The organism is Pseudomonas sp. TTU2014-080ASC, from assembly GCF_001446935.1.
Lineage (GTDB): Bacteria > Pseudomonadota > Gammaproteobacteria > Pseudomonadales > Pseudomonadaceae > Aquipseudomonas.
On the sequence record NZ_LKKK01000002.1, the window covers coordinates 561,309 to 576,226 of the forward strand.

At 57.1% G+C, this 14,918-nt stretch carries 14 protein-coding genes; 9 read left to right on the forward strand and 5 right to left on the reverse strand.

All coding sequences use genetic code 11. The annotated features are described in order from the left end of the window. Positions 1-111: 111 nt before the first annotated feature. Positions 112-345 (forward strand): DUF1127 domain-containing protein, encoded by a 234-nt coding sequence (locus tag AO726_RS08095; protein ID WP_082629086.1) that lies wholly within the window; start codon positions 112-114, stop codon positions 343-345. A 9-nt stretch (positions 346-354) separates the two neighbouring features. On the opposite strand, the gene AO726_RS08100 is transcribed toward AO726_RS08095, so the two are convergent. After that, positions 355-1,668: an NAD(P)/FAD-dependent oxidoreductase gene (locus AO726_RS08100; RefSeq protein ID WP_058067557.1), complete on the reverse strand. Its 1,314-nt coding sequence runs from the start codon at positions 1,666-1,668 to the stop codon at positions 355-357. A 164-nt stretch (positions 1,669-1,832) separates the two neighbouring features. Here AO726_RS08100 and AO726_RS08105 point away from each other — a divergent pair, with 164 nt between their 5' ends. Beyond that, positions 1,833-2,186: a YkgJ family cysteine cluster protein gene (locus tag AO726_RS08105; protein ID WP_058067558.1), complete on the forward strand. Its 354-nt coding sequence runs from the start codon at positions 1,833-1,835 to the stop codon at positions 2,184-2,186. Positions 2,187-2,189: 3 nt separating this feature from the next. On the opposite strand, the gene AO726_RS08110 is transcribed toward AO726_RS08105, so the two are convergent. Further along, positions 2,190-2,678, reverse strand: a complete 489-nt coding sequence (locus AO726_RS08110) for an Lrp/AsnC ligand binding domain-containing protein (protein WP_058067559.1) — start codon at positions 2,676-2,678, stop codon at positions 2,190-2,192. Positions 2,679-2,835: 157 nt separating this feature from the next. Here AO726_RS08110 and dadA point away from each other — a divergent pair, with 157 nt between their 5' ends. From dadA to AO726_RS08135, 5 genes are all read left to right on the forward strand, one after another. Then, entirely contained in the window at positions 2,836-4,134 is a 1,299-nt protein-coding gene (gene dadA / locus AO726_RS08115) for a D-amino acid dehydrogenase (RefSeq protein ID WP_058067560.1), read from the forward strand. After that, positions 4,109-4,459, forward strand: a complete 351-nt coding sequence (locus AO726_RS08120) for a RidA family protein (protein ID WP_058067561.1) — start codon at positions 4,109-4,111, stop codon at positions 4,457-4,459. Before dadA ends, AO726_RS08120 begins: the two co-directional genes overlap by 26 nt. A 79-nt stretch (positions 4,460-4,538) precedes the next feature. After that, entirely contained in the window at positions 4,539-5,627 is a 1,089-nt protein-coding gene (alr, locus tag AO726_RS08125) for an alanine racemase (protein WP_058067562.1), read from the forward strand. A 104-nt stretch (positions 5,628-5,731) separates the two neighbouring features. Then, complete coding sequence (locus AO726_RS08130; RefSeq protein ID WP_058067563.1) at positions 5,732-6,280, forward strand: cupin domain-containing protein; 549 nt, start codon at positions 5,732-5,734, stop codon at positions 6,278-6,280. Between the two features lie 155 nt (positions 6,281-6,435). Next, positions 6,436-6,858 (forward strand): c-type cytochrome, encoded by a 423-nt coding sequence (locus AO726_RS08135; protein ID WP_058067564.1) that lies wholly within the window; start codon positions 6,436-6,438, stop codon positions 6,856-6,858. Positions 6,859-6,944: 86 nt separating this feature from the next. Here the strand turns inward: AO726_RS08135 and rep are convergent, their stop codons facing one another. After that, positions 6,945-8,957, reverse strand: a complete 2,013-nt coding sequence (rep, locus tag AO726_RS08140) for a DNA helicase Rep (protein ID WP_058067565.1) — start codon at positions 8,955-8,957, stop codon at positions 6,945-6,947. 261 nt (positions 8,958-9,218) lie between these two features. Between rep and AO726_RS08145 the strand changes: the two genes are divergently transcribed. Next, positions 9,219-10,919: a putative bifunctional diguanylate cyclase/phosphodiesterase gene (locus tag AO726_RS08145; protein ID WP_058067983.1), complete on the forward strand. Its 1,701-nt coding sequence runs from the start codon at positions 9,219-9,221 to the stop codon at positions 10,917-10,919. Between the two features lie 21 nt (positions 10,920-10,940). Here AO726_RS08145 and pbpG read toward each other — a convergent pair whose 3' ends face one another. Beyond that, positions 10,941-11,834: a D-alanyl-D-alanine endopeptidase gene (pbpG, locus tag AO726_RS08150; protein WP_058067566.1), complete on the reverse strand. Its 894-nt coding sequence runs from the start codon at positions 11,832-11,834 to the stop codon at positions 10,941-10,943. A 133-nt stretch (positions 11,835-11,967) separates the two neighbouring features. On the opposite strand from pbpG, the gene chrA reads away from it, so the two are divergent. After that, the gene (gene chrA, locus AO726_RS08155) at positions 11,968-13,308 is read left to right on the forward strand and encodes a chromate efflux transporter (protein WP_058067567.1); all 1,341 of its coding nucleotides are present in this window, start codon (positions 11,968-11,970) and stop codon (positions 13,306-13,308) included. A gap of 91 nt (positions 13,309-13,399) precedes the next feature. Here the strand turns inward: chrA and glnA are convergent, their stop codons facing one another. After that, positions 13,400-14,806 (reverse strand): glutamate--ammonia ligase, encoded by a 1,407-nt coding sequence (gene glnA, locus AO726_RS08160; RefSeq protein WP_058067568.1) that lies wholly within the window; start codon positions 14,804-14,806, stop codon positions 13,400-13,402. Positions 14,807-14,918: the final 112 nt, after the last annotated feature.

Sequence of the window (14,918 nt, forward strand, 5' to 3'; positions counted from 1 at the left end):
GATGAACTTATGCTGATCTGTATGTTTTTAATTGTTATTTGCTGAATCTGTAAGGCATTCAGCAGCACCTGCATCATGGACTTCAGCGTAAACAGGCGACAGGAGTTCAGGATGAAAGGTCAAACAGCAGGTCCGCAGGGCGATCCAGTAACTGTATTGGATAAGGTCGGGCCAGGAGCGAATCTGTATGGTTCTCAGGCTGGGGTTGGTAAGGGCTGGCTGCGCGTATTACAGCGGATTAAAACCCGGCGCGTGCTGAGCCAACTGACGGATGATGAGCTGAAGGATGTGGGCTTGAGCCGGAGCCAGGCCGCAGAAGAGGCCCGACGTCCGTTCTGGAAGTAGAGCCGGCGATTAAACCAGCTCTTTAAGACGGTGCCAGAGCATGCCCAGTGCCAACAGCGGTGAGCGCAGGTGTTTACCGCCGGGGAAGGTGATGTGCGGGACCTTGGCGAACAAATCAAAGCCACCGTTGAGCTGACCGCTGATGGCTTCTGCAAGCAGCTTGCCCGCCAGATGCGTGGCATTCACGCCATGCCCAGCGTAGGCCTGAGCAAAGTAGACGTTGGAATGCTGGGCAAGACGGCCGATTTGCGGCAAACGGTTGGCACCGATGCCGATCATGCCGCCCCACTGGAAGTCGATACGCTTGTTGGCCAGCTGCGGGAATACTTTGAGCATCTTGGGGCGCATATAGGCGGCAATGTCCGCCGGGTCACGTCCAGAATAATGGCAGGCACCGCCGAACAGCAGGCGGCGGTCAGCGGAAAGGCGGTAGTAGTCCAGCGCCACGCGCTGATCACACAGGGCCATGTTTTGCGGAATCAGTGACTTGGCTTCTTCTTCACTGAGCGGCTCGGTGGCGATTACGTAGCTACCAGCCGGAAGTACCTTGCCGCCAATGGTTGGGTCCAGATCATTCAGATAGGCGTTGCAGGCCAGTACCAGATTGGCTGCGCGCACCACGCCTTGAGCGGTATGCACACTGACTTGTGGGCCGTATTCAATGCGCGTGACGGCGGAGTCTTCAAAGAGTTGCACGCCCAGGCTTTGCGCGGCGGCGGCCTCGCCCAAGGCCAGGTTGAGTGGGTGCAGGTGGCCTGAACCCATGTCGATCATGCCGCCGACATACAGATTGGAGCCGACCACTTCGTGCATCTGCTCTGGTTGCAGCAGACGCATTTCATGGCGATAGCCGAGCTGTTTGAGTTCGGCCATGTCTTCGGCAAACCCTTCGAGGTGACTGGGCTTGTTGGCCAGGTCGCAGTAGCCCCAGGTCAGGTCGCAGTTGATGTTGAATTCATCCACGCGCTGGCGTACCAGCTCAACTGCTTCCAGGCCCATCAGCTTGATCTGACGGACGCCTTCGCTACCGAGGATGTTCTCAAACTGTTCAACCCCGTGACCGACGCCACGAATTAGCTGGCCGCCGTTGCGTCCGCTGGCACCCCAGCCAATTTTGCGGGCTTCAACCAACGCTACAGAGAGGCCTTTGCGCGCCAGCTCAATGGCTGTGTTCAGGCCCGAAAAACCACCACCGACAATGCAAACATCAGCGCGAACCTCTCCACGCAGGGGCGCAAATGCGAGCTGTTGGTTAGCGCTGGCGGCGTAATACGACGCAGCATGCTGGTGGGTGTGCACGGGCTGATGAACGCGGCCACTCATGTTTGAAATCCTGATTATTGTGTTGTGGAATTTTTACGAAGCATAAGCGCCGGAGTTACCGTGCGCCAAGCCTGTAGTCGTAAATGGAACGCAACCGGGCAGGTATGCGCCGCTCTGGAAGTGGGCTGCGCTAGAATGTCGGCTGATGTCTGAGGATGTGTTCCATGAGTTGTGTCAGCCGCAAAATTGATCGTCTGCGTTTGCAGATTCCCAGCTTCGCCTGCGTGCCCGGCTGTCACGATTGCTGCGGGCCGGTGACGGCTTCATCTGAGGAGATGTCACGTTTGCCGGCAAAGAGCGACGCCGAGCACGACGCTGCACTGGTGGAGTACAACTGCGTGCATCTTGGCCCAAACGGTTGTGAGGTGTACGACCAGCGCCCGCTGATTTGCCGTTTGTTCGGCACCACCGAAAGCCTGCCGTGTCCGCGCGGGCAACGTCCTGAAGAACTGACGGAGCCAGCCGTTGAACGGCAGGTGCATCAACTGATTGCCAGCACTCGCCAAGTATTGGTGTAAGCCTCAGTCTGCAATCGGCAGGCTTAGGGTTTCCTTCACTTCTTCCATCACGATATAGCTCTTCGACTCACGCACGTGCGGCAGCTTGAGCAGGATGTCGCCGAGCAGTTTGCGGTAGCTGGCCATCTCGTTGATGCGGGCTTTTACCAGATAGTCGAAATCGCCGGAGACCAGATGGCACTCTAGTACGTGCGGTAGCTTGAGCACGGCACGGCGGAATTCTTCAAAGGTGTCGCCGGACTTGTAGTCCAGGCTGATCTCGACAAACACCAGCAGGCTGGCTTTGAGGTTCTGCGGGTTGAGGCGGGCGTGGTAGCCCATGATGATGCCTTCGCGCTCCAAGCGGCGTACGCGCTCAGTGCAGGGCGTGGTGGACAGACCTACACGGTCACCGAGTTCGGTAAAGCTAATACGTCCGTCTTCCTGCAGGATGCGCAAGATATTGCGGTCAATCTTATCCAGTTCACGTTTGCTTTGATGTTGGGTGCGCAAGGTGGATCTCCCTCTGCGAAAGGCAATTGTGCCAAGAATTCTCGCCAAATATAGCTTCTTATATAGTGAATTGCACTGCGTAAGAGTTCCTATACTGCGCCCAACTGTAGTCTAGAAAAAAGTACAAAAGTGCTGATTGTGGTTTGAGGAGAGCGTCATGCGTGTTCTGGTTCTCGGTAGTGGTGTGATTGGCACGGCCAGTGCGTACTACTTGGCTCGGCAGGGTTTTGAGGTGGTTGTCGTGGATCGCCAGCAGGCGCCAGCCATGGAAACCAGCTTCGCCAACGCAGGTCAGGTTTCGCCTGGCTACGCCTCGCCTTGGGCAGCACCGGGTGTGCCGCTCAAAGCCATTAAGTGGCTGCTGGAGAAGCATGCACCGCTTGCGATCAAGGCCACTGGTGACATCGATCAGTACCTGTGGATGGCGCAAATGCTGCGTAACTGCACCGCCAGCCGCTATGCCGTAAACAAAGAACGTATGGTGCGCCTGTCCGAGTACAGTCGCGACTGCCTCGACGAACTGCGCGCTGAAACTGGCATCGCCTATGAGGGCCGCACCCTTGGCACCACCCAGCTGTTCCGCACTCAGGCGCAGTTGGATAGCGCTGCTAAAGATATCGCCGTGCTTGAGCAGTCCGGTGTGCCATACGAACTGCTGGACCGCGCCGGAATTGCCCGTGTTGAGCCTGCACTGGCGTCCGTGACCGATAAGCTGGCCGGCGCACTGCGTCTGCCTAATGATCAGACTGGCGACTGCCAAATGTTCACCACCAAACTGGCTGAGATGGCCCGTAATTTGGGCGTCGAATTCCGCTTTGGGCAGAACATCCAGCGTCTGGATGCGGTGGGCAACCGCATCAATGGCGTGTGGATCGACGGCAAGCTGGAAACGGCCGATCAGTACGTGCTGGCGCTGGGCAGCTACAGCCCGCAAATGCTCAAGCCACTGGGCATCAAAGCACCGGTTTACCCGCTTAAGGGTTACTCGTTGACCGTGCCGATCACTAACCCGGATATGGCACCGACTTCGACCATCCTCGATGAAACCTATAAAGTGGCGATCACCCGCTTTGACAACCGCATTCGTGTGGGCGGCATGGCGGAAATCGCAGGTTTCGATCTGAGCCTGAATCCACGTCGTCGTGAAACCCTGGAAATGATCACCGGCGATCTCTATCCGCAAGGTGGCGATCTGTCCCGTGCTGAGTTTTGGACCGGGCTGCGTCCGGCCACTCCGGACGGCACGCCGATTGTGGGGGCAACTGGCATCAGCAACCTGTACCTCAATACCGGCCACGGCACGTTGGGCTGGACCATGGCCTGTGGTTCAGGCCGTCTGTTGGCTGATCTGATGGCGAAAAAACGCCCGCAGATCAGCGCTGAAGGTCTGGATATTTCCCGATATAACCGTTCTGCGGAGACTCCGAAGCATGTCAGTTCAGCGCCTGCACACTGAAGCGCGTTACAGCGAAATTGTTATTCACAACAGTACCGTCTACCTGGCGGGGCAATTGGCGGATGACTACAACGGCGACATCGTGCAGCAAACTCAGGAAACCCTGGCCAGCATTGATCGTTTGCTGGCTGAGGTGGGCAGCGATAAGTCGAAAATCCTTTCCGTGACCATCTATCTGAAGGACATGGAGCGGGATTACGACGGCCTGAATCAGGTCTGGGATGCCTGGGTTGCTCCGGGCACGGCTCCGGCTCGAGCCTGTGTAGAAGCGAAGATGTACAAACCTGAAGTGTTGGTCGAAATGACCGTTGTGGCAGCGCAGTAAGCGCTGCCACCTGTTCCACCCCGACCGCCAGTATTTTTCAGATGTCTGCTGGCGGTCGTTTGATTAAAACGAGAATTCCATGCGTCCTGCCCGTGCACTCATCGATCTACAAGCCCTGCGACACAACTATCAACTGGCCCGCTCAAGCACTGGTGCCCGCGCCCTTGCGGTGATCAAGGCCGATGCCTATGGACACGGTGCCGTGCGTTGCGCCCAGGCCCTTCAGGATATTGCCGACGGTTATGCGGTGGCTTGTATTGAAGAGGCCCTGCAATTGCGCGCCGCCGGTATTCGCGGGCCGATTCTGTTGCTGGAAGGTTTTTTTGAAGCCGATGAGTTGTCATTGATCGAGCAGCATGACTTTTGGTGTGTGGTGCACACTGAGTGGCAACTGCAGGCCATCGAAAAGAGTTCGGTCAAAACCCCGCTGACCGTGTGGTTAAAAATGGACAGCGGCATGCACCGGGTCGGCTTCTATCCCGAGCAGTACGAAGCGGCGTACAGGCGACTGCAGGCGACTGGTAAGGTCGCCAAGATCGTTCTGATGAGCCACTTCTCCCGCGCCGATGAGCTGGATTGTCAGCGCAGCGAAGAGCAGGTGCGTGCCTTTGAACAGGTCCGCCAGGCACTTAATGCTGAAGTCAGCCTGCGAAATTCGCCCGCCATTTTGGGTTGGCCGCAGCTGTTTTCTCAGCAGCAGAACACTGATTGGGTCCGGCCGGGCCTGATGCTTTACGGGGCTACGCCATTCGAGGTTGAGCACCCGCTAGCCAGTCAGTTGCAGCCGGTGATGACTGTTGAATCAAAGATCATCAGTGTGCGCGAACTGCCGGCCGGCGAGCCGGTTGGCTACGGTGGCAAGTTTATTTGCGAGCGACCAACCCGGGTCGGCGTGGTTGCCATGGGCTATGCCGACGGCTACCCGCGCCACGCCCCGAACGGAGCGCCGGTAGCGGTGGATGGGCAGCTGACTCGCCTGATCGGACGGGTCTCAATGGACATGCTCACGGTGGATCTGACGGATTTGCCCCAGGCCGGCGTAGGCAGCCGGGTCGAACTGTGGGGTAAGCAGGTACTTGCAAGTGATCTTGCGCTGGCCGCACAGACCATTCCCTACCAGATTTTCTGCAACCTCAAACGTGTACCACTGCTCTACGTCGGTGCCTAGACGAGCGGCTGTGTAGCAGAGTCCTCCTTGGTGTTGTAAATACTGAACGCTGTTGCCATGATACGGCGACTTCATTCCGTTATTTCCCGAGGGGGATTACCACATTGGACGTCGGTGTTCGACTGCAATCCATACGCAAGCTTAAGGGCCTTTCCCAGCGTGAACTCGCCAAACGTGCGGGCGTCACTAACAGCACCATCTCCATGATCGAGAAGAACAGCGTCAGCCCTTCGATCAGTTCGCTGAAGAAGGTGCTTGGGGGAATCCCCATGTCGCTGGTCGAATTCTTCTCACTGGATATGGACCAGGAAACCCAGACCCAGGTCGTCTACCGGGCAGACGATCTGACTGATATTTGCAGCGGCGCCATCACCATGAAGTTGGTGGGCAAGGCGCATCCGAGCCGGGCCATTGCTTTCCTCGACGAAACCTACCCACCGGGAGCCGATACGGGCGATGAGATGTACACCCACGAGGGTGAGGAAGCCGGCATGCTGGTCGAAGGTAAATTGGAACTCACGGTGGGTTCAGAGGTATTTATTCTTGAGCCCGGTGATAGTTATTACTTCGAAAGCAGTAAGCCACACCGGTTTCGCAACCCGTTTGAGCTGCCTGCTCGGCTGATCAGCGCAACAACACCGGCTAACTTCTGAACCACGGCTGGTGTGCAGGTTTTTGCGTCTTCTGCCCGAAATCCAATAACCCTGCGACAATATGGGTTGTTTCGGGTTGGTGTTTGAACCTATATAATGTCCGCCGCTCGCGAAACCGTGGCCGCGAGCGTGACTAGCCACGATGAGGGTGTACCGTGAATCTGATGAAGAAAATGCTGGTGGCACCAGCTGCTGTATTGGCCCTGTGGGCAGTGACTGCTCAGGCCACGACTGATGAGGCGATTGCCGAACGTCTGAAGCCAGTTGGTGAAGTTTGCATCCAAGGCGAAGAGTGCAAAGGCGTTGGTGCCGTTGCCGTAGCTGCTGGTGGTGGCGCGCGTAGTGCTGACGACATCATCGCCAAGCATTGCAACGCTTGCCATAGCACTGGCCTGCTGGGCGCGCCGAAAATCGGCGACACTGCTGCCTGGAAAGACCGCGCTGATCACCAGGGTGGTCTGGACGGCATCCTCGCTAAAGCCATCTCCGGTATCAACGCCATGCCGCCAAAAGGCACCTGCGCTGACTGCTCCGATGATGAGCTGCGTGAAGCCATTCAGAAAATGTCTGGCCTGTAATCGCGCTGATCTCATAAAAAACCGCCTCTCGGGGCGGTTTTTTATTGCCTGTTGTTTAACATTCCGGCTGCCAGCGTGCTGGCAACTCAGTTGCGCTTGAGCATTGCGCGCATATTGGCCAGGGCATCGTTGCCACGGGCTGTTTTAACTTCTTGGGGTGCGTCTTCTAAACCTTCCCATTGCAGGTCTTCAGGTGGCAGCTCGTCTAGGAAGCGGCTCGGCAGGCAATCCATGATCTCGCCGTATTGCTTGCGCTTGGCGGCAAAGGTCATCACCAGATTCTGCCGGGCGCGGGTGATGCCGACATAGGCGAGGCGGCGTTCTTCTTCGATGGTGTCCGCTTCGATGCTGGAGCGGTGCGGGAGGATTTCCTCTTCCATGCCGATGATGAACACGTAGGGGAACTCCAGACCTTTGGATGCATGCAGGGTCAGCATCTGTACGCCGTCAGCACCTTCTTCTTCCTCTTGCTGACGCTCGAGCATGTCGCGCAGAACCAGCTTACCGATGGCGTCTTCGATGGTCATGTCGCCATCTTCGTCGCGCTCAAGGGTGTTCTTCAGGGCATCGACGAGGAACCAGACGTTGCTCATGCGCGCGTCAGCGACTTTGTCATTGGAGGCGTTCTGGCGCAGCCAGTTTTCGTAGTCGATATCCATGACCATGCTGCGGATGGCAGCAATCGGATCGTTCTGCGCGCACTCCTGGCGGATGCGGTCCATCCAGCGGGTGAAACGGTTCAGGCGGTCGGTGTAGCGGGCGTCCAGCACTTGGCTCAGCCCCATTTCTCCCGCCGCAGCGTACATGCTGATGTTTCGCTCGGAGGCGTAGTTGCCGAGCTTTTCCAGCGTCGCTGAACCGATTTCCCGGCGCGGCACGTTGATGACGCGTAGGAATGCGTTGTCGTCATCCGGGTTCACCAGCAGGCGGAAGTAGCTCATCAGGTCTTTCACTTCCTGACGGGCGAAGAAGCTGGTACCGCCGGACAGGCGATAGGGGATCTGATGGTGCTGCAACTTCAGCTCCATCAGCTTGGCCTGATAGTTACCCCGGTAAAGAATGGCGAAGTCACTGTAAGGCCGCTGCGTGCGCAAGTGCAGAGTGAGGATTTCGAGTGCCACCCGCTCACACTCGGCGTCTTCGTTGCGGCAACGGATTACGCGGATTTCATCGCCAACGCCCATCTCCGACCACAGTTGCTTCTCGAAGGCGTGTGGGTTGTTGGCGATCAGCACGTTGGCGCATTTTAGGATGCGGCTGGTGGAGCGGTAGTTTTGCTCCAGCATGACCACCTTCAGGGAGGGATAGTCCTCCTTGAGCAGCATCAGGTTCTCCGGCCGCGCACCGCGCCAGGCGTAGATTGACTGGTCATCGTCGCCCACCACGGTGAACTGGTTGCGCATGCCTACCAGTAGCTTCACCAGCAGGTACTGGCTGGCGTTGGTGTCCTGATATTCGTCCACAAGCAGATAGCGGATGCGGTTTTGCCACTTCTCTAGAATGTCCGCGTGTTCCTGAAACAGCTTTACCGGCAGCAGGATCAAATCGTCGAAGTCCACTGCGTTGTAAGCCTTCAGCGTGCGCTGATAGTGCAGGTAGACGATGGCCGCGGTTTGTTCTTTGGGGTTGCGCGCCTTGCTGATGGCCTCGTCGGGCAGGATCAGGTCGTTTTTCCAGGCTCCGATGTAGTTTTTGATTTCGTCGATGCCGTCGTCGCCGGAATACTCTTTCTGCATGATGTCCGAGAGCAGGGCTTTGATGTCGCCGTCATCGAAGATCGAGAAGCCGGGTTTGTAGCCCAGACGTGCGTATTCCTTGCGGATGATGTTCATCCCCAGGTTGTGGAAGGTAGAGACGGTCAGCCCGCGCCCTTCTGCACCTTTAAGCAGCGTGCCGACACGCTCCTTCATTTCCCGCGCCGCCTTATTGGTAAAGGTCATGGCAACAATGTGGCGGGCCGCTATACCGCAGTTTTGCACCAAATGGGCGATCTTGCGGGTAATTACGCTGGTTTTGCCGGAACCTGCGCCGGCGAGCACCAGAAGTGGGCCGCCGACATAGTTCACGGCTTCCTGCTGCCGGGGGTTCAGTCGGGACATGCAATCAATCGTCAAAGGGAGTGGTCGGATATTTTAACAGGCCGCGAGGTGATGCTGTGACTGGTTAATAAATGTGCCGCGCGTCACACTATCTTGGCCGTGTTGGGGTTGGTTTAATCTTGTAATCATTTACTCTGGATTGAATAAGGGTCGCTTGTAGTAGAGCAAGACAGGGCCGTATTCACCACGGAAGGTGGGAGAGTCGTCGGTTTAGACGCGTCCGGACGGGATACCGTTCCTTTTGCTGTGTTGGGGGGCTTTTTGGCGGCGTTAGTCCAACCGTTAGAGGTATGCCTACTAGCGGAATCACAAGGCTGGGATTCGCTGCTGAGCGAATATCTTGGCTCGTTTGGCGGTGCTTACAGATTTATTACTGCGCCTTCATGGCAAGCGGTTAGTCCGCTGTTTGATGCGGCCAGCCACGCTGTTGTGCTGGCCACAGAATTACAGTTGCCCACGTTGGGGCATTGTCCGTTACCGATTGTATTGCTGCTGGAGCACGAGCCGGAGATTGAGCCGGAAGGTGTGGCGGACTGGTTGGTGCGCGATCAGTTGAATCCTGAGGTTATCCGTCGGTGTCTGCGCTATGCCTGTGAGCGTGGCAGTCTTAATGAAACATTGAACCGCTTGGCTGAGCAGGATGTGTTGACCGGTGTGGCCAACCGTCAGGGGTTCCAGACATTGCTGGCTGTCCGGTTGGCGGAATTTGACGGGCGTGGCTTGGTGCTGGGGCATTTGGACCTGGACAACTTTCGCCACGTTAATGATGCGCTCGGTTATCGCGGTGGCGATAGTTTGATTCTGCAGGTGGTCAGCCGGATCAGCGCGTTACTGCATCCGGGGGAGCAGATCGCCCGACTTGGCAGCGACGAATTTGCCTTGCTGATCGATACTCGCCGCGATGCGCGTCGCGCCGAGGTGCTGGCCACGAAAGTCACCGAGGTGCTGGATGAGCCGTATTGGATTGACGGCGAGAGTCTGCTCATGGGCTGCAGTCTGGGACTGGCTAGCGCTAACAGTGATAGCACGGCAGATACGCTGATGTGGCACGCGCACATTGCCATGCAACAAGCTAAGACTCAGCAAGGCTGCACCTTTCATTTCTATGACGAGCGCTTTAATCGCAGCGCCCGTAGTCAGGTCGACCTAGAGGGCGAGCTGCGTCGGGCCCTGCGTCGTGATGAGCTCGAATTGCACTATCAGCCGCGCCTGTGTCTGGAGACCGAACGCATTGTCGGTCTTGAGGCTCTGGTGCGCTGGCGTCACAGCAAGCATGGTCTGTTGGGCCCGGATGAGTTTGTGCCGCTGGCCGAGGAAAGCGGGCTAATCGTGCCACTCGGCTATTGGGTTATCAGCCGGGCGTTGCGAGACATGCAGTGGTTGATCGCGCAGGGCCTTCCGCCATTGCACATGGCGATCAATCTGTCGTTTCGGCAGTTTCAGGACAGTCAGCTGCTGCCGACGTTGGAGCGGTTGATTAAAGAGCATGGTGTGGACGCTCGCTGGCTCGAATTTGAGCTGACGGAAACCGCAGTGATGCGCCGCAGTGAACAGGTTCAGCAGACAATGCTGGAGCTGGAGCACTTGGGTGTTCAGTTCTCGCTGGATGATTTTGGCACTGGGTTCTCTTCCTTCGTGCACCTCAATAGTCTGCCGATCACCTTGCTGAAGATCGATAAGAGTTTTGTCGGCGGGATGCTGGAGCGTGCAGAAAACCGTCAATTAGTGCGGGCTATGATCAATCTGGCACACAACCTTAGCTTGCAGGTGGTAGGCGAGGGCGTGGAGACCACCGAGCATCTGGCGTTGTTGCGGCAGTACGGCTGTGATCAGGCGCAAGGCTATCTGATCAGTAAAGGTCTGCCGCTGCCAGAACTGGTGCGCTTTCTGCTCGCTGAGCATCTGCGTCAGCCGATACCTACGACAGACTCCTCCCTTAACGGCGGCACTCCCTGCAGGTAGTGCCGCTGTTTCAGCGTCTTCTTACTGTGTTGATGTCTGGCGCTGTGCCAGTTTCTGCTCGCGATAGCTGATGGCCGCTGGCGGGACTGGTGTTACCCGGCCGGTTTCGAGCCAACGCTTGAGGCGGGTAGCGTCCGCCATGTGGGTGTATTTGCCGAAGGCATCAAGGACCACAAACGCGACTTGCCGCTGATTCATCACGGTATTCATCACCAGGCAGCGGCCTGCTTCGCCGGTGTAGCCGGTTTTACTCAGGTTGACCTTCCAGTCGGGCTTGCGCACCAGATTGTTGGTGTTGCGAAAGCCCAGTGTGTAATTGGGTTTGCGGAAGGCCTGGGTTTTCTCATCGGTGGTCGAGAATTGTTTGATCAGAGGATACTGGCTGGCTGCCTTAATCATGAGTACCAAGTCGCGGGCGTTGGAGACGTTGTGCTCGGACAGACCGGTCGGCTCGACAAAGTGCGTATGGTTCATGCTCAGGCTGCGCGCCTTGGCGTTCATGGCGTTAATAAAGGCAGCATGGCCGCCCGGATAGTGGTGCGCCAAGCTGGCGGCTGCGCGGTTTTCGGAGGCCATCAGGGCTAGCAGCAGCATGTCGCGGCGGCTCAGTTCGCTGCCGATTCGCACGCGGGAGAATACCCCTTGCATTTCTTTGGTATCGCGGATGGTGATGGGCAGCATATCGTCCATCGGCAGCTTTGCATCAAGCGTCACCATGGCAGTCATCAATTTGGTGACCGAAGCGATTGGCACCACGGTATCGGCATTGCGTTCGTACAGCACTTGGTTGGTGTTCAGGTCGACCAGTAGGGCGCTGCCAGCGGCCAGATCTTGCTGGGCGGGAGCGGCGTATACGGCTGGGCTTAAGCTGCTGCAGAGCAGAAGCAGACTCGCAAGGGCATGACGGATTTTCACGGGAGGAATTCACGACTAGTGGGAGGGGGCGGGATGTTGCGCAGTATACGTAAAACGCTGTGAAATCATGAGAGGGAGACATGAAAATGTCACCAACGGCCAATAGCTTAGAACTTTTATCTCAGGTTAATGAATGAACAACTCTGTCGAGGGGCACCAGCCTGAGCCGATCAGCCTGATAAGCGCGTTTTGGTTCTGGTTGAAACTGGGATTCATCAGTTTTGGTGGGCCGGCCGGGCAGATCGCAATCATGCATCAGGAGTTGGTCGAGAAGCGCCGTTGGCTTTCTGAGCGGCGTTTCTTGCATGCCCTCAACTACTGCATGTTGCTGCCCGGACCTGAGGCGCAACAGTTGGCTATTTATATCGGCTGGCTGATGCATCGCACCTGGGGGGGGATTATCGCCGGAGCGCTGTTTGTGCTGCCGTCACTGTTTATTCTCATCGCCCTGAGCTGGTTGTATATCGCTTATGGTGATGTGCCGCTGGTGGCCGGAATTTTCTACGGAATCAAGCCGGCAGTGACTGCCATCGTGTTGCAGGCCGCCTGGCGCATTGGCTCGCGCGCGCTGAAGAACAACTGGCTGTGGGGGATTGCCGGCGCTTCGTTTGTGGCGATCTTCGCGCTCAAGGTGCCATTCCCGATGATTGTGTTGGGGGCTGCGCTGGCCGGTTATATAGGTGGGCGTCTGCTGCCTGAGGCCTTCAGCGTGGGCGGTGGGCATGGCGAAGCCGGACGCGATTTCGGTTCGCCTGTTTTAGATGATCACTGCCTGCCTGAGCACACACGATTCCGTTGGTCGCGCCTGTTGTTGTTACTGCTGACAGGGGCTGTGTTGTGGTGTTTGCCGATGGCGCTGCTAACTGGCTTGTATGGCTGGGAAGGCACGCTGACGCAGATGGCCTGGTTTTTCACCAAGGCGGCGTTGCTGACATTTGGCGGTGCCTACGCGGTCCTGCCGTATCTGTATCAGGGCGCGATTGATCACTACGGCTGGCTGACGCCGCGGCAGATGATTGATGGACTGGCGTTGGGGGAAACCACGCCAGGGCCGCTGATTATGGTGGTGGCGTTTGTTGGCTTTATCGGTGCCTACCTGCATCCGGTGTTTGGTGACTCGGGCTTTATCAGCGGCGCAGTGGCGGCAGCGCTGGTGACCTGGTTTACCTTTCTGCCTTCTTTCTTATTCATTCTGGCAGGTGGTCCGTTAGTGGAATCAACCCGGGGCGAGCTGCGCTTTACTGCACCGCTGACCGGCATTACCGCTGCAGTGGTTGGGGTAATCGTCAATCTGGCGCTGTTTTTCGCCTATCACGTGCTGTGGCCGGAAGGCTTTAGCGGTGTCTTCGACTGGCCTGCTGCGCTAATCGCGTTGGTCTCTGCCGTGGCGCTGTTCAGGTTCAAGCGCGGGGTGATGGAAGTGTTGCTGGTGTCGGCACTGGCCGGACTGGCGGTTTATCTGTGGCAGGTCTGAGTGGATGTCGTTCATTCTGGTGGAGTGGATGCTGTTCTGGGGGGGCATAAAAAAGGCCACCCGAAGGTGGCCTTTTCTGTAGCGCGTTGGATTAGACGCTGTAGTACAGGTCGTATTCCAGCGGGTGTACGAAGGTGCGTACTTTGATTTCTTCTTCAGCCTTCAGCTCGATGTAGGCGTTGATGAAGTCGTCGGAGAATACGCCGCCTTTGGTCAGGAACGCGCGGTCCTTGTCCAGTTCTTCCAGGGCTTCTTTCAGGCTGCCGCACACTTGTGGGATCAGCTTGCCTTCTTCTGGTGGCAGGTCGTACAGGTTCTTGTCTGCAGCATCGCCAGGGTGGATTTTGTTCTGGATACCATCCAGACCCGCCATCAGCAGTGCAGCGAAGCACAGGTACGGGTTAGCTGCCGGGTCCGGGAAGCGAGCTTCGATACGGCGCGCTTTCGGGCTGGAAACGTATGGGATACGGATTGAAGCGGAACGGTTGCGGGCAGAGTAAGCCAGCATGACCGGAGCTTCGAAGCCAGGTACCAGACGCTTGTAGGAGTTGGTGGCTGGGTTGGTGAAGCCGTTCAGAGCCTTACCGTGCTTGATGATACCGCCGATGAAGTACAGGGCAGTGTCGGACAGGCCGGCATAGCCTTCACCGGAGAAGGTGTTCTTGCCATCTTTGGAGATGGACATGTGCACGTGCATGCCCGAACCGTTGTCACCGTACAGTGGCTTCGGCATGAAGGTTGCGGTTTTGCCGTAGGCATCGGCTACGTTGTGTACGCAGTACTTCAGGGTCTGAACTTCGTCAGCTTTCTTCACCAGGGTGTTGAACTGCACGCCGATTTCGTTCTGCCCAGCAGTGGCCACTTCGTGGTGGTGCACTTCTACGACCAGGCCCATTTCTTCCAGGGCGTTACACATGGCTGTACGGATTTCGTGGTCGTGGTCGACCGGCGGAACCGGGAAGTAGCCACCTTTAACGGATGGGCGATGGCCTTTGTTGCCGCCTTCTACGTCCTGGTCGGTCATCCAAGAGCCTTGTTCAGAGTAGATCTTGAACATGGAGCCAGAGATGTCGGACTTGAACTTAACTTGGTCGAAGATGAAGAACTCAGGCTCCGGACCTACGAATACGGTGTCACCGATACCGGTGGACTTCAGGTATTCCTCAGCGCGCTTGGCGATGGAGCGCGGGTCGCGGTCGTAGCCTTGCATGGTGCTCGGCTCGATGATGTCGCAGACCAGAATCAGGGTTGGCTCTTCGGTGAACGGATCGAGCACAGCAGTTTCATCAACTGGCAGCAGGATCATGTCGGAGGCTTCGATGCCTTTCCAGCCATGGATGGAGGAGCCGTCGAACATTTTGCCGACTTCAAAGAAGTCTTCGTCCAGCGCGTCACGGGCCGGCATGGTCACGTGGTGCTGCTTGCCTTTGGTGTCGGTGAAGCGCAGGTCAACCCACTTCACGTCATGTTCTTTAATCAGTTGAATCGACTTCGACATGCTGTTCTCCAGGTAGATTCGGGCTTAATTTTTGCCCTAAAAATTTGGTCTGGCCCGGCGGCATAGTCCACCGGAGGTTCCTGCCTCACAAGGGAGCAAATTGCATGCCAGT